Origin of the sequence: Streptomyces sp. GSL17-111 (genome assembly GCF_037911585.1) — a bacterium.
GTDB lineage: Bacteria > Actinomycetota > Actinomycetes > Streptomycetales > Streptomycetaceae > Streptomyces.
In genome coordinates this window covers 5,680,453-5,698,255 of record NZ_JBAJNS010000001.1, presented here as the reverse complement: position 1 = coordinate 5,698,255, position 17,803 = coordinate 5,680,453, and the positions used below count along the sequence as shown (strand labels likewise).

Genomic DNA, 17,803 nt, shown 5'->3' with positions numbered 1-17,803 from the left:
CGGGGACGGTTCGGGTGCGGCCGGCGGGGCGGCCTCAGCTGAGGGTGCTCCCCGCCTCGTCGATGAAGGCCTCGGCGGCCTCCTGCGGCGTCATGCGGCCGAAGATGACCTCCTCGCCGTAGCGCTGGAGCATCGCGGGGACCTCACCGGCACCGTTGGGGTAGACCTTCGGGGCCGTCAGTTCCTCGGAGTTCTCCTCGATGAACGCCAGCGACTCCTGGTCGGCCTCGGGCAGTTCGTCGCGGATCTCGGCGAGCACCGTGCTGTTCATCGGCAGACCGCGGTCGCTGCCCAGGATGGCGGCGGCCTCCGGGTCGTTGACCAGGAAGTCCACCAGTTCCGCGGCGGCCTCCTTGGCGTCACTGCGCTCGCTGACCGTCCAGTGCATCGTCGGCTGGAGGAACATGCCGTTGGTGTCGGCGCCCGGCTCCCGGGGCATCTGGAGCATGGCGACCTCCTCACCCGAGCTGCTGGTGAGGACGCCGAGCTGGTTGCTCCACCACATGCCCATGGCACCGGTGTTGGTGGCGATGAGCGACTGCTCGACCCCGGTCGAACCGATCTCGGTGCTGAGGTCGGCCGAGGGCGCCCCGTTCTCCAGCAGGTCCAGGTGCGTCTGGTACCAGTCGGCCACCGTCTCGGCGGACACACCGAGCGCGGCGTCCTCGTAGAACTCCTCCCCGCGCTGTGCGGCGAACATCCGCAGGTAGGCGTCGTTGAAGTTGATCTGGGTGCCGTACACGTCGCTGCCGGTCTTCTCGCTGATCTCCGCGGCCAGCGCGTGGTAGTCGTCCCAGGTCCAGGTGGAGTCGTCCGGCAACTCGACGCCGGCGTCGGCCAGGATCGCGGTGTTGACCATCACGGAGAAGGTGTTGGCACCGGTCGGCACGGCCCGCAGCACGCCGTCGACCTCACCGGAGTTCAGCAGTTCGGCGTTGAGGTCGCCGGTGTCCACCAGCTCCCCCATGTCGGCGAGCTGCCCGGCCCGGCCCAGCTCGCCCAGTCTGCGGATCTCCACGGCGAAGACGTCGGGGGCGTCACCGGAGGCCATGGTGGTGGTCAGCTGGTCGTAGTAGGAGGCCCACTCGAAGGTCTGCACCTTGACCTTGATGTCCTCGTGCTCGGCCTCGAAGGCGTCGACGGCCTTCTGGGTGAGCTCGTGCCGCTCGTCCGAGCCCCACCAGCGGAACTCGATGGTCACCGGCCCGTCGCCCGAGCCGGAGCCGCCGTCACCCCCGGAGCAGGCGGCGGTCAGGGTGAGGGCGCCGGCCATGAGCAGAACCGGCCAGGTCTTCTGTCTGCGGAAGGACACGGAAATCTCCTTTGAGCTCTTTCCCGCCCGTGACGGCGGTGTTTTTCGGTGGTGCGGCGGTGCGCCATGTCGCGGCCGCCCGAGGTGTTACTTGAGGCCCGAGGTGGCGATGCCTCGGACCAGGTATTTCTGGCCCGCGAGGAAGAAGCCGAAGATGGGCCCGAGCGAGAGGACCGACATCGCGAACATCGGTCCCCAGGAGGACTCCCCGGTGGAGTCCAGGAAGTGCCGCAGCGCGATCGGCACGGTGTGCATGTCGGGATCGGTGAGGAAGATCAACTGGCTCAGGAAGTCGTTCCAGGTCCAGATGAACGTGAAGATCGCGGTGGTGGCGAGTGCCGGCATCGACAGCGGAATGATGATCCGGCTGAAGACCCGCCAGTGCCCGGCACCGTCGATCAGGGCGGCTTCGTCCAGGTCCCGGGGCAGGGTGCGGATGAACTGCACCATGAGGAAGATGAAGAAGGCGTCCGTCGCGAGGAACTTGGGCGCGATCAGCGGGAGGAAGGTGTTCAGCCAGCCGATCTCCGAGAAGAGGATGTACTGCGGCACGATCACCACGTGCAGGGGCAGCATGATGGAGCCCAGCATCAGTGCGAACCAGAACCGCTTGAGCGGGAACTCCAGGCGGGCGAAGGCGTAGGCGGCCAGCGAGCAGGCGAACAGGTTCCCCACCACGGCGCCGGCGGTGATGATCGCGGAGTTGAGGAAGTAGTGGCCGAAGGAATGCCGCATGGCGTTCCATCCGTTGCTGAAGTTCTCCAGCGTGAAGGACGTGGGGATCAGGCCCTGTTCACGGAAGATGACCTCCTCCGGCTTCAGGGCGCTGGAGATCATCCACAGCAGCGGATACAGCATCGCCAGCCCGAACAGGATGAGTGCCGCATGGGTGAACAGCTTCTTCCCGCGCACGGCGAGCAGCGTCCTGGCCAGGAGCGTGTCGTTCAGGTCCGAGGTTCGGTTCTTCTCACTTGTCACCGTAGAACACCCAATACTTCGACACGATGAAGTTGATACCGGTCAGAGCGGCGATGATGACGACGAGGAACCACGCCATCGCCGAGGCGTATCCCATCTCGAAGGAGGTGAATCCCTTGATGTACACGTACATCGTGTAGAAGAGCGTCGAGTCCGCCGGACTTCCGTTTCCCCCGCTCACGACATAGGCCTGGGTGAAGGACTGGAAGGCGTTGATGAGCTGCAGGACCAGGTTGAAGAAGATGATCGGGGTCAGCAGCGGAAGCGTGATGGAGAAGAACTTCCGAAGCTTCCCCGCCCCGTCGATGCTCGCCGCCTCGTAGTAGCTGGGCGGGATCTGGCGCAGTCCGGCGAGGAAGATGACCATCGGCGAACCGAACGTCCAGACGTTCAGCACGATGAGGGTGCCCAGCGCGGTGGAGGGGTCGGCCACCCAGCTGCGGCCGTCCGCCCCGAAGACAGACAGGAACTCGTTGAAGAGGCCGTCCGCGCCGAAGACCTTCCGCCACAGGATGGCGATGGCGACGCTGCTGCCGAGCAGGGAGGGCAGGTAGTAGACGGAGCGGTAGATCGACAGTCCGCGCACGCCCCGGTCCAGGAGCAGGGCCAGGGCCAGGGCGAAGGCGAGCTGGAGCGGCACCGAGACGAAGACGTAGACCGCCGTGTTGGTCAGGGCCTTGGTGAAACGCGGATCGTCGAACATCCGGGTGTAGTTGTCCACCCCCACCCAGTTCGCGCCGCCGAGTGGGCTGTAGTCGGTGAACGACAGGTACAGCGAGCCGAGCAGCGGCCCGGCGGTGATCAGCACCAGACCCACGAACCAGGGCGCCAGGAACAGGTAGGCCGTCAGCGCTTCCTTGCGCCGCCTCCTGCGGCGGGCGCGGTCGGCCCGCACGACGTCCGCACCGGGGCCCGGAGCCACGGGTGCGGGCCGCGCCCCGGGTGGGGCGGTCTGATGAGGATGCACGTCGGCGTGCGTCATGGATTCCTCCCGGCGACCGTGGAGAACCGCGGCAGCTCCGAGAAGAGCGCTCCGCGTTCCGCGGCGGTGGTGATGAGTTCGGTGATTCCGGGCAGCACCCGACGCCGCGCTCCGCCCTGAGCGGGCAGGTCCCGCGCGGCGACCAGCGGCACGGGCGGCGCGGCGGCACGGACGGCCTCCAGCACCTGCATGAAGGAGCGGACCGAGGTCAGGGGGACCAGCGCCCGCGGCGGGTCCTCCGGGCCGTGGGCGTGCAGCTGCTCGACGAGGTGGCGCAGCAGCACCGTCCGGTGCTCGACGCTCTCGACGGGTGGCCGGCCGGCGGCTTCCAGCCGCACCCGGTCCTCGGTGTACCAGTAGCTGATCCGCCCCCGCTCACCGGTCACCGTGATGACGGGTGGGGTCTGCTCCGGTGCCGCGAGCGTCACCGCGACCAGCAGCGGGGCGCCGTCCGCGAGCCCGCCCCGGGTGACCGCGCGCAGGCAGGAGGTGTCGTCCGCCTCGATGTCGAAGGCCCGGTAGAGCTCGGTCTCCAGCGAGACGATCTCCCCGCCGTCCACCGCGAGGGCCGTGGCCACCGCGTGGGCGAGGGGATTGGTCAGCGCGCCGTCGACCACGTCGGTGCCGTCGGGGAGGCGCCGCAGCCCGGCCCACGGGGCGCGCAGGTAGTAGGCGGTGTCCCGGCTCCAGGCGGCCGTCGCGGAGATCCCCCGGACCCGGCCCACGGCTCCGGAGGCGATCAGCTCGCGCACCCGGCCCGGCGCATCGGAGCCGAGGCTCTGGAAGCCGACCTGCACCGCCCGGCGCAGCCGCCCGCTCTCCGCGAGCAGCTGGAGGTAGGCGGTGAAGGACGCCGCCGGCGGCTTCTCCAGGTGGACGTGTGCGCCCGCCCGCATCGTGGCCAGCGCCAGGGGCGCGTGGGTGTGCGGAGGGGTGGCGACGACGGCGAGGGAGGCGTCGTGCCGTCGCACCAGCTCGGCGAGGTCGGTCGACTGGCCGGGGCGGCCCAGGCCGGCCAGCTGGTCCGGGGAGGCCGGCCGCAGGTCACACACGCCGGCGAGCTCGGCGATGCCTTCGGCGGCCAGGTCGCGCAGCACCGGCAGGTAGTTGCGTCCGAAGCCGTGGATGCCGGCCAGCACCACGCGCACCGCGTTCACGGGGCCACCTCCGTCAGCCCGTCGAGGGCGAAGTCCAGCCCCAGTCCCGGGCGGCCGGTGGTGCGCAGGCGCGCTCCGGTGATCTCCACGGGGCCGTCGTCCCGCAGCAGCCCGAGCGCGGCGAACGAGGCGTCCTCCACGTCCTCGACCATGGTCGGCAGGGGCAGCGCGCAGGCCAGCTGACCGGAGACGTCCGGCAGCAGGTGCGGGACGACGGGGACGGAGTAGAGCGCCGCCAGTTCGGCGATCCTGCGGAACGGGGTGATCCCGCCGACCCGCGCCACGTTCGGCTGCACGACGTCGCAGGCGCCGGCGTCCAGCCACTGCTTGAAGCCGTGCACCGTGCGGATGTTCTCCCCCACCGCGACCGGCAGACCGCACTCCCGGCGCAGCCGCACATGCCCGGTCAGGTCGTCCGCGAGCAGCGGCTCCTCGATCCAGTACGGGTCGTGGGGAGCCAGGGCGGTCAGCGCGCGGCGGGCCCTGAGCAGATCCCAGCGCTGGTTGGCGTCGATCATCAGCAGGACGTCCGGCCCGATGGCCTCCCGGACGGCCGCGACCCGCTCGGCGTCCACCGCGCACGAGGCGTGGCCCACCTTGATCTTCACCGCCGACGCGCCGCGCGCGACGCAGCGCCCCACCTGGGCGACCAGCTCGTCCCGCGTGTAGTGCAGGTTGATGCCGCTGCCGTAGACGGGCACCGACTCCCGGCGACGGCCCAGCTCGTCGGCCAGGCCGTGCCCGGCGGCGGCGGCGCGCAGGTCCCACAGCGCGGTGTCCACCGCGGCCATGGCCAGCGTGGTGACGCCGCCGGAGCCCGCCTCGTGCAGCCGGTTCCACAGCAGGTCCCAGACCGTCTCCGGGTGGGCGGGCAGCCCCAGCACCGCCTCCTTGCAGTCCCTCATCAGGAGCGCGTGCACGGCGCTCGCCCCGGCCCGTGGCGTCCAGCTGAACCCCGTGCCGGTGCGGCCGTCGTCCAGTTCGAGCCGGGCCACGACCAGGTGGTTCGCGGGGACGTCCGGTCCCCACGGGCGCGGTAGCGGCACCCGGACGTGCCGGGCGGTCAGCGCGGTGATCCTCGGAAGCGTCATGCGGCGTCCCTCACCACGCCGAGGCCGGCGTCGACGATGCGGGACAGCTCCGCCAGATGCTCCGGGGACGGCTCGGTCAGCGGCGCCCGCACGGGACCGGCCGCCACGCCGCGCAGCCGCAGACCGGCCTTGACCAGCGAGACGGCATAGCCCGGCACCCGCGAGCGCAGCTCCGCGAGGGGGGCGTAGAACCTCGTCAGGAGCTCCGTGGCCACCGGCGTCCCCGCGGGGAGCGCACGCGCGAACGCGGTGGCGACCTCCGGGACGAAGCTGAACGCGGCGGAGGAGTACAGGTCCACACCGATCGCCCGGTAGGCGGGCTGGGTCAGTTCGGCGGTGGGCAACCCGTTGAAGAAGGTGAACTCCCTCTCGCCGAGGGCCGCGCGGACCGCGAGGACGATGCGCTGCATCCGGTCCATGTCCCCGAGGCCGTCCTTGAAGCCGACCACGCCCGGGATACCGGCCAGTTCGACCACCGTGGACGACTCCAGGACCAGTGGAGCCCGCTGATAGAGCACCACCGGCAGGCCGACCTCGGCGACGGCCGCCACGTAGGCGGACAGGCCGTCGACGGCGCCCCGGGCCACGGGGGGCAGGAGCAGGAGACCGTCCGCGCCCGCCTCGGCGGCGGCCCGGGCGTGGTGGAGCGCGGTGCCCAGCGGTCCGCCGGCCCCGGCGAACACGGGCACCTCGCCGGAGGCCGCCTCCACGGCGGTGCGCACCACGAGAGCCTGCTCGCGCTCGGAGAGCGAGGTCAGCTCACCGGTGCCGCAGGCGGCGAAGACGCCTCCCGGCCCGTGGGCCAGACCCGTGGTGATGTGTTCGCGCAGTACGGACGGGTCCACCTCGCCGCGCGGGTCGAAGGGGGTGGCCGGGAAGAAGAGCACTCCCGAGAGCTTCATGGGCTTTCCCATCAGGGCAGGTCCGGCACGGACGGTTCGACGAGTTCGGTGCGCCAGCTGCGCAGCGGGCGCCAGCCGAGCAGCCGCTCGGCCTTGGCGGTGGAGAAGGCGGGTGCGGTACCGGTCAGGGCTCCGGCGGTCCCGGCGAGCTCCGGGTGGACCGCCGGCAGGATCTCGGCCAGCGGACGACGGGCGAGCGCGTCGGCGGCCCCGGCGAAGAAGACCTCGCCGTTGGGCAGTTCGGGCAGTGCGTCGAGCAGCACCCGGACGAACTCGCCGCCGTCGCGCGCGTCGAGGTAGTTGAAGAGCGCGGTGCCGGCGAGCGCGGGGTCGTCCAGCCTCTCGAGCACCGTGTGCCCGCTCTGGGTGGGCGCTCCGGCCCACTCCTCGGGGGCGATGACGAAACAGGGCCGCAGCGCCGCGAAGGCCGTGCGGTCACCGGCCGCCACGGCGAAGGAGCGGGTGATCTGCTCGGCGGCGGCCTTGGAGAGGCTGTAGGCGTTCCACGGCCGCACCGGGTGCGTCTCGTCGATGGGCAGCCGGCTGGGCCGCCAGCTGCCGTCCGGAGCGCCGTAGCCGATCACGGTGGGGCTGCTCGCCACGACGACGCGGCGCACCCCGCCGTGCAGGGCGGCCTGGCAGACGTTGAACGCCGCCTGCGTGTTGACCCGGTAGGTGAGGGTGTCGGTCCTGCTGAACGGGGTCGCGATGGCGGCCAGGTGCACGACGGCCTCGGGCCGGTGCCGGGAGACGACCTCGAATGCCTCCCCGGCGTCGGTCATGTCGGCCGGCAGCGAGGCGGCGCACAGCCCGCTGTCGTCGGGGCCGATGTCCACCCCGACGACCTCGTGGCCCGCTTCGGCCAGCGTGGCCACGACGCCTCGGCCGAAGCGCCCGGCGCTGCCGGTTACGAGAACCTTCATCAGACCCAATCTCCCCTTCACAGCAAGCGGTTGCAGAACCGTGGCCCAGAAAATCAAGCGGGTCAAGACCTTGCGCAGGTATTGATTGCAACCGGTTTCCGCCTAGGGTGGGGGACGTGACTGAAGACGGAGTGGGAGAAGAGTTCGGGACGGACCCCCGGGGCGTCCCCGTGCACCGGTACACGCTGCGCGCCGGGGGCATCTCGGCCGGCGTGCTCACCTACGGGGGCGTCGTCCAGTGCCTTCAGGTCCCGGACGTGTCCGGGACACCGGGCAACGTGGTGATCGGGCTGGACTCGATGAAGGACTACCTGACCCGCAGCCGCTTCTTCGGCTCGGTGATCGGCCGCTACGGCAACCGCATCGCCGACGCCGCCTTCACCCTGGACGGCCTGGAGTACCGGCTACCGCGCAACCACGGCCGCAACAGCCTGCACGGCGGGCCGGAGGGTTTCCACGCCCGCGTCTGGCGGGTCGTCGAGGCGACGCCGGACCACCTCACGCTGAGCCACCGCAGCCCGGACGGCGACGCGGGCTATCCGGGCACCCTGGACGTGACACTGCGCTACGGGGTGTCCGCGAGTGAAACGCACACGGATCTCCGCCTCGACTACCACGCGGTCACCGACGCGCCCACGCACGTCAACCTCACCAACCACAGCTACTTCAACCTCGCCGGCCACGGCGGCGTCGAGGACCACCGGCTGGTCGTGGACGCGGAGTACTTCCTGCCGGTGGACGAGGAGTTCATACCGACCGGCGAGTTCGCCCCCGTCGCCGGCACACCCTTCGACCTCAGCAACCCGGGGCCACTGGGTGAGCGGCTCGCGCAGGACCACCCCCAGCTGAGGATCGCCGGGGGCTTCGACCACTGCTACGTCCTGCGCACCCCGGCGGGCTCCCTGCGCCCGGTGGCCCGGCTCGGGGAGCCCGGCTCGGGACGCACCATGGAGGTGCTCACGACCGAGCCGGGCCTCCAGTGCTATTCCGGCCACCGGCTCGGCGACGCCGAGTTCGGCCCGGGAAGCGGCCTGTGCCTGGAGACCCAGCACTTCCCGGACTCCCCCAACCGCCCCTCCTTCCCCACCACGGTGCTGCGTCCGGGCCAGGAGTACCGCTCCACTACGGTGTACCGGTTCGGCACGGACCTCGGGCAGCAGAGGGCCGCCGACACGAAGGGGGTTGGGCTGTGGCGGTGACCATCCGCGACGTCGCGTCGCTGGCCGGGGTGCACGTGTCGACGGTCTCCCGGGCGATGTCGGCGCCGCACCTGGTGAACGCCGCGACCCGGGAACGGGTGATGGCCGCCGCGCGGCAGCTCGGCTACCGACCCAACCGCGCGGCCTCGGCGCTGACCACCGGGCGCACCCACAACCTCGGCCTCATCGTCGCCGACATCGCCAACCCGTTCTTCCCGCCGCTGATCAAGGCCGCACAGGCCTACGCGCGGGAACGGGAGTACCACGTGTTCGTGGCCGACACCGACGAGGACCCGCAGGCCGAGGAGGAACTGATCGGCACGCTGGCCAAACAGGTGGACGGGGTCGTGCTGGTGGCCCCGCGACTGGCCAACCAGCAGATCGAACGACTCAGCCTCGACCTGCCGTTCGTCGTGGTGAACCGGCAGGTCAAGGGCGTGTCCGCGGTGTTGATGGACGTCGGCCACGGCACCGAGCTGGCCGTCTCCCACCTGGCCGGCCTGGGGCACCGGCGGCTGATGGTGCTGGCCGGCCCGCGCGGCTCGTGGAGCAGCAAGCAGATGGAGCAGGCCGCGCGGAGCGCGGCCGCGGAGCACGGCCTGGAGCTGACCGTCAGCGGCCCCAACGCCCCCACCGAGCAGGGCGGAGCGGCGGCCGCCGCACGCGTGCGGCGGACCGGGGCCACGGGCGTGATCGCCTACAACGACCTGGTGGCGATCGGCGTCATCGAGGGGCTCGGGCACCTGGACGTCCAGGTGCCCGAGGACGTGAGCGTGGTCGGCGTCGACGACACGGTGGCGGGCCGGCTGAACCGGCCGAAACTGACGACGATCGTCATGCCGACCCCGGCCGCCGGGCGGACGGCGGTCGACCTTCTGCTGCAGACGATCACCGACGGCGGTGGCGGCGTCAGCGCGCAGGCGAGTCTGGCGACCGGTCTCACCGTGCGGGAGTCCACCGGGCCGGTCCGGCGCGGGTGAGCGGGGCGCGGCGCCGCCCGGATCAGACGAACGACGAGGAGAGGCAGGGTCCGCATGAGGACGGCACACGACACCCACGAGCCGAGCCGGGTGGTCAGCAGGGACGCGCGGTCGGGCCGTCCGCGTGACTGGGAGACGAGCGCCTCGACGCCGGGCGAGGTGGACGCGGCGGTGCGGGCGGCGGCCGACGCGGCGCCACCGCTGCGGGACCGCGAGGTGCGCATCGCGCTGCTGCGGGCCGCGGCGCGGGAGATCGCGGCCGACGGCGAGCGGATCATCGCGGCCGCCGACGCCGAGACCGGCCTCGGCGTACCGCGTCTGGAGGGCGAACTCGCCCGGGTCGTCGCCCAGTTCCGGCTGTTCGCCGACGAGGTCGCCGACGGTGGCCATCTCGGTGTGACGATCGACCACGCCGACACCGGCGTGGTGCCGGCCCGGCCCGACCTGCGGCGCTACCAGGTTCCTCTCGGCGTCGTCGCCGTCTTCGCCGCCTCCAACTTCCCGCTGGCGTTCTCCGTGCCCGGCGGGGACACCGCCAGCGCCTGGGCGGCGGGGTGCCCGGTGGTGGTCAAGGCTCATCCCGGACACCCGCACACCTCGGAGCTGTGCGCCGCCGCGCTGCGGCGGGCGGCCGGGAGGGCCGGGCTGGAGCCCGGGGTGCTGGGGGTGGTCCACGGCTTCGACGCGGGCCTGCTGCTCGTGCGGCACGAGCGGGTGGCGGGCGTCGGATTCACCGGCTCGGTGGCCGGCGGACGCGCGCTGTTCGACGAGGTGGCGGCGCGTGCGGTGCCGATTCCCTTCCACGGCGAACTGGGCAGCGTGAACCCCGTGGTGGTCACCGAGGAAGCGGCGGCCATCCGGGCAGCGGAGATCGCCGAGGGGCTGGCCGGGTCGGTGGCCCTGGGCCTGGGGCAGTTCTGCGTCAAGCCCGGAGTCGTCCTGGTACCGCGCGGCGAGGACGGCGACGAGCTGGTGCGGCTGCTGGCGGGGCGGCTGGCCGAGGTGCCCGGCGGGGCGCTGCTGACCGAGCGGATCCGGGAGTCGTTCGTGACCGGCGTCGGGGAGCGGACGGCCACACCGGGCGTGACGCGGCTCGTGGAGCCGTCCGTGGACGGCACCGCGGTCTCCGCCGGGCTGCTGACGGTCGACGCCGACGGGTTCACGCCGCTGCTGGGCGAGGAGTGCTTCGGCCCGCTGGCCGTGGTGGTGCGCTACGGCTCCCGGGCCGAGGCCGAAGGGGTCCTGGCCGGCCTGGCGGGCAGTCTGACGGGCACCGTGCAGCTGGGCCCGGGGGAACTGGCCGCCGGTTCGCCCTGGGTGGAGGTGCTGGCCCGCTCCTCGGGACGGGTGGTGGTCAACGCCTGGCCGACGGGCGTCGCCGTCACCTGGGCGCAGCACCACGGTGGGCCCTACCCGGCGGCCACCTCACCGGCCACGTCGGTCGGCGCGGCGGCGGTGACGCGCTGGCTGCGGCCGGTGGTCTTCCAGAACGCCCCGGCCTCCGTCCTCCCGCCGGAGCTGCGCGAGGACAACCCGCTGGGGCTCCCCCGCCGCGTCGACGGCGCCTGGCGGTACTGAGCGGAGGCGCCCGGGCACCGACCGCGGCCCGGGCGCCGCACCGCGCCGGCCGCCCGCGCCGGGCGGCGGATCGGCGCGGGGGTGGGGTCAGGTGCGGGGGCGGGGTGGGGGGTCGGTGTCGGGCCGGGCCTCGGCGTCGAGTTCGTCGTCCAGCGCGGTGAGGAAGCGCAGGACGACCTCGATCTCCTCGGCGGTGAAGCGGCGGCGGACGGCTTCGGTGCGCCGGGCCAGCGGGCGGAACGCCTCACGGGCGACGGTGCGCCCGGCGGGGGCGTAGTGCAGGTGCACGACCCGTCCGTCGGCCGTGTCGCGGGTGCGGGTGATGTGACCGCCGCGTTCGAGGCGGTCCAGGCAGGCGGTGACAGCACCCGAGGTGAGGTTCAGGTGGGCGCGGAGCCGGCCCGGCGTCATCGGGCCGCCATGCCCGTCTCCGTCCAGGATCGCGATGAGGGCCAGCAGGTCGGTGTGGTGCAGGCCATGGCTCCGGGCGAAGTCCTGCCCGGTGCGCGTGACGCTCGCGGTGATGCCCCGCAGCCGGACGGCCAGGGCGAGCAGGTCGGGTCCGGGACGGTCGGGTCCGGGTGTCGTCGCCCCGGCGGGGGGCCGCTCGTCGGGTGTGCTCACACCCCCACCCTAAGAGTTCTCTCGATGATTGAGATATCTTGGTCGCCGTCCGAGGCGGCCTGTGCCGCGTACCCGACCGAAAGGTGTGCCATGCGACTCACGTCGCGCGCGCCGCGCTGGCTGCTGCCCGTCGCCTTGTTGCTCGTCTGGCTCGTCGTGGGAGGGGCCGCGGGGCCCTACGCGGGGAAGCTGGGCGAGGTCGCCACCAACGACCAGACGGCGTTCCTGCCCCAGGGCGCCGAGTCCACCCGCGTCCTGGAGGCCCAGGAGGACTTCCGGCAGGACGACACCGTCCCGGCGATCGTGATCTGGACGACGGACGGCGAGGCCGTCTCCCCCGCCCAGCGCGAGCAGGCCGAGGCCGCGTCGAGCAGGCTGGCCGAGACGGAGGGCGTCACCGGCCGCCCCTCCCCCGTGGTGCCCTCGCGGGACGGTGAGGCGCTGCAGACCGTCGTCCAACTGAGCGGCGATCTGGGCGAGGAGACGGGCACGGCCGTCGACGCGCTGCGGGAGGCGGCGGAGGGCGTCTCCGGGACGACCGCCTACGTGGCCGGTCCGGCGGCCACGCAGGCCGACCTCGGCGAGGCGTTCGCGGGGATCGACGAGCTCCTGCTGTTCGTCGCCCTCGGCGTGGTCCTGCTGATCCTGCTGCTGGTCTACCGCAGTGTGCTGCTGCCGCTGGTCGTCATGGCGGGGGCCGTCATGGCGCTGTCGGTGGCGAGTGCCGTCGTGTACCAGCTCGCGGAGCGGGACGTCGTCCGGGTGGACGGGCAGGTGCAGGGCATCCTGTCCATCCTCGTCATCGGAGCGGCGACGGACTACGCCCTGCTGCTGTCGGCCCGCTTCAGGGAGGAGCTCGCCGACGGGCACGACCGGCTGGCGGCGATGACGGCGGCCGTGCGGCGTTCGTCCGGAGCCATCGTGGCCAGCGCCGCGACCGTCGCGCTCGGCCTGCTCGCCCTGCTGCTCAGCGACCTCACCAACAACCGCGCGCTGGGCCCGGTGGGCGCGATCGGCATCGCCTGCGCCGTGCTCACCACCCTCACCTTCCTGCCCGCGGCCCTGGCGCTGCTGGGGCGGGCGGCCTACTGGCCCGCACGCCCCCGGCAGGCCGGTACGGGGCAGCAGGGCGTGTGGGAGCGGGTCGCCTCGCTGGTCGACCGCAGGCCGCGCCGCGTGGTGGCGGCGACCCTCGTGGCGCTGTGCGCCGCCGCCGCGTTCTCCGGGACGCTGCGCACCGACGGCGCGCCGCTGAGCGAGACGTTCGTGGGTGACGCCCCGTCGGTGGAGGCCCAGGAACGGTTGAGCGAGCACTACCCCGGTGGCTCCGGCAACCCGGCGGTGATCATCGCCGACGCGGACGCCGCCGAGCAGGTGACCTCGGCGGCCCGGGAGACCGAGGGCGTCGCCGAGGTGAACGTGCTCACCGAGGGGCCGCGCCCGGGCGCCGGTGCCCCGCTGGTCGTCGACGGACGGGTCCTCGTCAACGCCACCCTGGAGGCGCCCAGCGACAGCGACGCCGCGCAGCGGACGGTGCAGCGGCTGCGGGAGGCGGTCGACGTCGCGGGGTCGGACGCCCTCGTCGGCGGGTACACCGCGCAGACCTACGACACCCGCACCACGGCCGAACGGGACCGTGAGGTGATCACCCCGGTGGTGCTGGTGATCATCCTGCTCATCCTGACCGTCCTGCTGCGGTCCCTGTTCATGCCCGTGCTCCTGGTGGCCACCGTGGCGCTGAACTTCTTCGCCACGCTCGGCGTCTCGGCGCTCGTCTTCGAGCACCTGCTCGGGTTCACGAGCACCGACCCGTCGGTGCCGCTGTACGGCTTCGTGTTCCTCGTGGCGCTGGGCGTCGACTACAACATCTTCCTGATGACCCGCGTGCGGGAGGAGACGCTCCGGTCCGACACCCGCAGGGGCGTGCTCACCGGGCTCACGGCCACCGGTGGCGTCATCACCTCCGCCGGTGTCGTGCTCGCGGCCACGTTCGCCGCGCTCGCGGTCATCCCGCTCTCCTTCCTGGTCCAGATCGCCTTCATCGTCGCCTTCGGCGTGCTGCTGGACACCCTCGTCGTCCGCTCCCTCCTCGTCCCCGCCCTCGTGCGGTGGATCGGACCGGCGGTGTGGTGGCCCAGCCGCCTGCGCGCCGACGGTCCGGCGCGGGAACCGGGCGAGCCGGCCGAGAAGGCACGGTCGGCGGCAGCGGACGGCGGCTGAGCCCACACCCGGGGGGACGGCGTCAGGCGGTCCTGGTGAACCGCCAGACGTTGTCCCCCCGCGTCCCCGGCGCCCCCTCCGGCGAGGGGGAGTCACGCTCGACCTCTTCAAGCGTTTCCACCCGCCACGTGGCGGGAAGCGCCAGCTCGCCCAGGACGTCCTGGAGGGTCGGGAAGTCGGCCGCGAACGGGTGGTCGTGCTCGCCCTGCCAGGAGGGCCAACTCGCGTGCATGACGACGAGCAGCGTCCCGCCGGGCGCGACGACGGAGGCCGCCCAGCGCAGGACGCGACCCCGGTCCAGCTCGACGGGTGACTGGAGGAACTGGGCGCTGACGAGGTCCCAGCTCCCCTCGGGGTACGTCTTCCCCAGCTCGTGGCGCTCCCAGGTGACCCCGTCCGCCACCCCCTCGGCCTCGGCGTGGGCCGCCGCGCGGTCCAGGGCGGTCTTCGAGACGTCCACCCCCGTGACCCGCCAGCCGTGCGACGCCAGCCAGACGGCGTCGGCGCCCTCCCCGCACCCGAGGTCCAGGGCACGGCCCGGCTCCAGGCCGGCCACCTCGCGGACGAGCAGGGGGTTCGGGTTGCCGCTCCAGACGCGGTCACTGTCGCGGTAGCGCTCCTCCCAGAACGTCCGCGCGTCCTCGGGCGTACCCGGTGCGGTGGATTCGGCGGAGGTGGTCGGTTCTTCGGACATCGGCACTCCTCGGCACGGTCTCGGTGGTTCCGGGCGCCAGGTTCACTCGGCGTCGCGCGGGAATCAAAAGAGCTTGCCGGAACGGCAAACCGGCCGCGCGGCGGTGGCCGCACTGCTCCACCTGGGCGTAGCACCGGCGGCGTGCGCGGGCGCCCCGGCGCCGTGGGTGAGACGGTCGTGAGAAGCCCGCACCGGCGCGACGGGCCGTCGGCGCGCGCGGACTCCGCCCGCCGGCCCGTTCGCCGAGAACTTCCGAGGAGACCTTTCATGGAGATGCCAGTAGTACGGGAATGCACGGTCGAGGAGTGCGTCTACAACAGGGACCAGGCCTGCCACGCGCAGGCCATCACGGTGGGTGACATGCGCCACCCCCACTGCGACACCTACCTCAACGCACCGGCGAAGGGCGGCGACCCCAGCGCCACCGGCCGGGTCGGCGCGTGCAAGGTGGCCAACTGCCGGCACAACGAGCAGTTCGAGTGCCGCGCTCCGGGCATCACCGTGGGACACGTCGAGTCCGCGGTGGACTGCATGACGTACGCGCCGGCCTGAGCGGCGAGCCGCGCGGTCGGCGCCCGCACGTGGGCCCGGCCCGAAACACCACGAGCCCTGCCGGGTGCGCCCGGCAGGGCTCGTCGGGTGCCACGGCGGACGGCCGAGGACCGCCCCGGCCTCGGTGGGAGGCCGCACAAGGACGTCGGCGGGGTCACGCCGGGCGGCCGGGCGGGCACGCACCGGGACCTCGGCGCGCACCGGAGTCCGACGGCACGCCACGCTCGGCCCGCAGAGCGTATGGTCGCGGTATGGGCGACAGGCGCAGCGCCGGGTACCGCGCCGCCGGGCCGCACAGGGCCGCAGGGCGGTGGACCCGAGCCGTCGTGCCGGGTCCCGGCGGGGGTCCGTGGCACGGCGGGAGGCCCGCGTCCGGGGGCCGGCCAGGGGGTCACGGTGCCCGGCCGTGGTGAGGGCCTGAGCGGTCCCGGACTCCTGGGCGACGCGCTGGCCGACACCGTACGGCGGACCGGGGCCTCCTCGGGCGGCCTCTACCTCCTGGACGACGCCACGGAGACGCTGTGCCTGGCGGTGATGTGCGGGATCCCCGTGGACGTGGCCTCGCCTTGGCGGCGCATCCCCCTCACCTCCCCGGCCCCGGTGACCGACGCCGTACACGACGGGCGTCTGGTGTGGATGGGCTCCCAGGACGCGATGGCCCGCGCCTACCCACGCGCGGCGGCGACACTGCCGTACCGCCTGACGCTGGCCGCCGCGCCGCTGCCCGGCCGGTCCCGCTGCTGGGGTGCCCTGCTCCTGCTGTGGCCGGCCTCCCACCCGGAGACCGCGAGCGAGCGGGAGCGCGCCAACATCACCTCGGCGGCCCGGCGCCTCACCCTCGCGCTGGAGGAGGCGCCCACTCCGCCGCTCATCCCCGAGCACCCCTTCCGCATCCCGGTCACCGGCTCCCGCCCCCGTCGCGAGCGTCCCAACCAGGCTGCGGCCGACTACGCCGAGCGGCTGCCGGAAGGGGCCGTGGCCCTCGACCTCGAAGGGCGGATCACCTTCCTCTCCACCACGGCCGCCGAGCTGCTCGGCCTCGACACCGACCAGCTGCTCGGCACCCGGCCCTGGCAGTCCCTGCCCTGGCTGGAGGACCCGGTCGTCGAGGACCACTACCGCAGCTGCGTCGTCAGCCGCGAGCCCGTGGCCTTCAGCGCGCTGCGCCCCCCGGACCGCCTGCTGCACTTCCAGCTCTTCCCCGACGTCAGCGGCATCAGCGTGCGCATCACCCCCGAGCCGGGGCCGGGCGACGGCCATCCCGGTGCCGACGCGTCCGACGCGGGCCGGCGGGGGCGGTGGGACCCGTCGAACGCGCCGGACCGCGCGGACGCGCCGGACCGCACCGGCGCGGCGGCGAGCCGGACCGCACAGGCGGGACGGCTCTACCAACTGGTGCACCTGGCGGCCGGGCTGACCGAGACCGTCGCCGTGCGCGACGTGGTGGAACTCCTCGCCGACCAGGTGCTGCCCGCCTTCGGGGCCGACGGCCTGGTCCTGTCCACCGCCGACGCGGGCCGGCTGCGGATCACCGGCCACCACGGGTACCCGCAGGAGATCATCGACCGCCTCGACGGCCTGGCCCTGGACACCGCCCTCACCCCGGCGGGGCAGGTCCTGGCCACGGGCGCGCCGCTCTTCTTCGCCGACCGCGCGGAGATGGCCCGCAGCTACCCGAAGGCCCCGAACATCAGTGACAAGGCGGCGTGGGCCTTCCTGCCGCTGGTCGTCTCGGGACGCCCGGTGGGCTGCTGCGTCCTGTCCTACGCGCGCCCGCACGTCTTCGCCGCCGACGAACGCGCCGTCCTCACCTCGCTGGCCGGGCTCGTCGCCCAGGCCCTGGACCGGGCGCGCCTCTACGACGCCGCGCACGACCTCGCCCACGGCCTGCAGCAGGCCCTCCTCCCCCGCAGTCTGCCGAAGCTGCCCGGGCTGGAGATCGCCGCGCGCTACCTGCCGGCCAGTCACGGCATGGACATCGGCGGCGACTTCTACGACGTCATCCGACTCGACGCCACGACCGCCGCCGCCGTCATCGGCGACGTGCAGGGGCACCACGTGGCGGCCGCCGCCCTGATGGGCCAGGTGCGCACCGCCATCCACGCCACCGCCGGCGCGCCGCCCGCCCAGGTGCTCCACCGAACGAACCGGGTACTCGCCGACCTGGAGAGCGATCTGCTGGTCTCGTGCCTCTACGCGCACCTCGATCTGAGCCGCCACCAGGTCACCATCGCCAGCGCGGGCCACCCGCCCCCGCTCCTGCACCACCCGGGGCGTCCGGCCGAGGTCGTCGCGCTCGACCCCGCCCCGCTGCTCGGCATCGACCTCGGCAGCCCCTATCCCGTCACCCGGCTGACCCTGCGGCCGGGCACCACCCTGGCCCTCTACACCGACGGGCTCGTCGAGGCCCCCGGAACGGACATCGACCGGACCACGGCCGCCCTCGTCCAGCACCTGGCCGCCCACGGTGACCAGCGCCTCGACCTCCTCGTCGACGGGCTGATCCGTCGCGTGTGGCCCACCGGCCGGTACACCGACGACATCGCCATGCTGCTGCTGCGGAGCGCGACCCCGCCGCCTGACGGCCGCCGCTAACACGACGGAGGGGCTC

15 protein-coding genes are annotated in these 17,803 nt (G+C 73.2%); 6 read left to right on the top strand and 9 right to left on the bottom strand.

Annotated features, from left to right (window positions below; genetic code table 11):
- Positions 1-34: 34 nt before the first annotated feature.
- The 7 genes from V6D49_RS25330 to V6D49_RS25300 form a co-directional block, all read right to left on the bottom strand.
- Positions 35-1,312, bottom strand: a complete 1,278-nt coding sequence (locus tag V6D49_RS25330) for an ABC transporter substrate-binding protein (protein WP_340563314.1) — start codon at positions 1,310-1,312, stop codon at positions 35-37.
- An 87-nt stretch (positions 1,313-1,399) separates the two neighbouring features.
- Positions 1,400-2,290 (bottom strand): carbohydrate ABC transporter permease, encoded by an 891-nt coding sequence (locus tag V6D49_RS25325; RefSeq protein WP_340563312.1) that lies wholly within the window; start codon positions 2,288-2,290, stop codon positions 1,400-1,402.
- On the bottom strand, positions 2,280-3,272 hold the full coding sequence (locus V6D49_RS25320) for a carbohydrate ABC transporter permease (RefSeq protein WP_340563310.1): 993 nt from the start codon (positions 3,270-3,272) through the stop codon (positions 2,280-2,282). The genes V6D49_RS25325 and V6D49_RS25320 overlap by 11 nt, the downstream gene beginning before the upstream one ends.
- Positions 3,269-4,429: a Gfo/Idh/MocA family protein gene (locus V6D49_RS25315; protein WP_340563308.1), complete on the bottom strand. Its 1,161-nt coding sequence runs from the start codon at positions 4,427-4,429 to the stop codon at positions 3,269-3,271. Before V6D49_RS25315 ends, V6D49_RS25320 begins: the two co-directional genes overlap by 4 nt.
- Positions 4,426-5,520 (bottom strand): mandelate racemase/muconate lactonizing enzyme family protein, encoded by a 1,095-nt coding sequence (locus V6D49_RS25310; protein ID WP_340563306.1) that lies wholly within the window; start codon positions 5,518-5,520, stop codon positions 4,426-4,428. Before V6D49_RS25310 ends, V6D49_RS25315 begins: the two co-directional genes overlap by 4 nt.
- Positions 5,517-6,422, bottom strand: coding sequence for a 5-dehydro-4-deoxyglucarate dehydratase (locus V6D49_RS25305; protein WP_340563304.1), 906 nt, complete (start codon positions 6,420-6,422; stop codon positions 5,517-5,519). The genes V6D49_RS25310 and V6D49_RS25305 overlap by 4 nt, the downstream gene beginning before the upstream one ends.
- An 11-nt stretch (positions 6,423-6,433) precedes the next feature.
- Positions 6,434-7,345, bottom strand: coding sequence for an NAD-dependent epimerase/dehydratase family protein (locus V6D49_RS25300; RefSeq protein WP_340563301.1), 912 nt, complete (start codon positions 7,343-7,345; stop codon positions 6,434-6,436).
- A 116-nt stretch (positions 7,346-7,461) separates the two neighbouring features.
- Here V6D49_RS25300 and V6D49_RS25295 point away from each other — a divergent pair, with 116 nt between their 5' ends.
- The 3 genes from V6D49_RS25295 to V6D49_RS25285 are packed head-to-tail and all read left to right on the top strand — an operon-like array spanning position 7,462 to position 11,102.
- Complete coding sequence (locus V6D49_RS25295; RefSeq protein ID WP_340563299.1) at positions 7,462-8,544, top strand: aldose epimerase family protein; 1,083 nt, start codon at positions 7,462-7,464, stop codon at positions 8,542-8,544.
- A complete protein-coding gene (locus V6D49_RS25290) occupies positions 8,535-9,524 on the top strand; it encodes a LacI family DNA-binding transcriptional regulator (RefSeq protein ID WP_340563297.1) in 990 nt (329 codons plus the stop codon). Before V6D49_RS25295 ends, V6D49_RS25290 begins: the two co-directional genes overlap by 10 nt.
- A 54-nt stretch (positions 9,525-9,578) precedes the next feature.
- Positions 9,579-11,102 (top strand): aldehyde dehydrogenase family protein, encoded by a 1,524-nt coding sequence (locus V6D49_RS25285; RefSeq protein WP_340563295.1) that lies wholly within the window; start codon positions 9,579-9,581, stop codon positions 11,100-11,102.
- Between the two features lie 87 nt (positions 11,103-11,189).
- Here V6D49_RS25285 and V6D49_RS25280 read toward each other — a convergent pair whose 3' ends face one another.
- Positions 11,190-11,726 carry a MarR family winged helix-turn-helix transcriptional regulator gene (locus V6D49_RS25280; RefSeq protein WP_445330602.1) on the bottom strand — a complete coding sequence of 179 codons (537 nt, stop codon included), beginning with the start codon at positions 11,724-11,726 and terminating at the stop codon, positions 11,190-11,192.
- Positions 11,727-11,816: 90 nt separating this feature from the next.
- Here V6D49_RS25280 and V6D49_RS25275 point away from each other — a divergent pair, with 90 nt between their 5' ends.
- A complete protein-coding gene (locus tag V6D49_RS25275; protein ID WP_340563292.1) occupies positions 11,817-13,946 on the top strand; it encodes an MMPL family transporter in 2,130 nt (709 codons plus the stop codon).
- A gap of 22 nt (positions 13,947-13,968) precedes the next feature.
- Here the strand turns inward: V6D49_RS25275 and V6D49_RS25270 are convergent, their stop codons facing one another.
- Positions 13,969-14,640 carry an SAM-dependent methyltransferase gene (locus V6D49_RS25270; protein ID WP_340563290.1) on the bottom strand — a complete coding sequence of 224 codons (672 nt, stop codon included), beginning with the start codon at positions 14,638-14,640 and terminating at the stop codon, positions 13,969-13,971.
- Between the two features lie 267 nt (positions 14,641-14,907).
- On the opposite strand from V6D49_RS25270, the gene V6D49_RS25265 reads away from it, so the two are divergent.
- Positions 14,908-15,192 (top strand): DUF1540 domain-containing protein, encoded by a 285-nt coding sequence (locus V6D49_RS25265; protein WP_340563287.1) that lies wholly within the window; start codon positions 14,908-14,910, stop codon positions 15,190-15,192.
- A 396-nt stretch (positions 15,193-15,588) separates the two neighbouring features.
- Positions 15,589-17,787, top strand: coding sequence for a SpoIIE family protein phosphatase (locus V6D49_RS25260; protein ID WP_445330601.1), 2,199 nt, complete (start codon positions 15,589-15,591; stop codon positions 17,785-17,787).
- Positions 17,788-17,803 lie beyond the last annotated feature (16 nt).

Coding starts and splice junctions, on each gene's coding strand:
- V6D49_RS25270 (WP_340563290.1), bottom strand. CDS start 14,640: ATGTCCGAAGAACCGACCACCTCCGCCGAATCCACCGCACCGGGTACG.
- V6D49_RS25300 (WP_340563301.1), bottom strand. CDS start 7,345: ATGAAGGTTCTCGTAACCGGCAGCGCCGGGCGCTTCGGCCGAGGCGTC.
- V6D49_RS25275 (WP_340563292.1), top strand. CDS start 11,817: ATGCGACTCACGTCGCGCGCGCCGCGCTGGCTGCTGCCCGTCGCCTTG.
- V6D49_RS25310 (WP_340563306.1), bottom strand. CDS start 5,520: ATGACGCTTCCGAGGATCACCGCGCTGACCGCCCGGCACGTCCGGGTG.
- V6D49_RS25305 (WP_340563304.1), bottom strand. CDS start 6,422: ATGAAGCTCTCGGGAGTGCTCTTCTTCCCGGCCACCCCCTTCGACCCG.
- V6D49_RS25285 (WP_340563295.1), top strand. CDS start 9,579: ATGAGGACGGCACACGACACCCACGAGCCGAGCCGGGTGGTCAGCAGG.
- V6D49_RS25320 (WP_340563310.1), bottom strand. CDS start 3,272: ATGACGCACGCCGACGTGCATCCTCATCAGACCGCCCCACCCGGGGCG.
- V6D49_RS25265 (WP_340563287.1), top strand. CDS start 14,908: ATGGAGATGCCAGTAGTACGGGAATGCACGGTCGAGGAGTGCGTCTAC.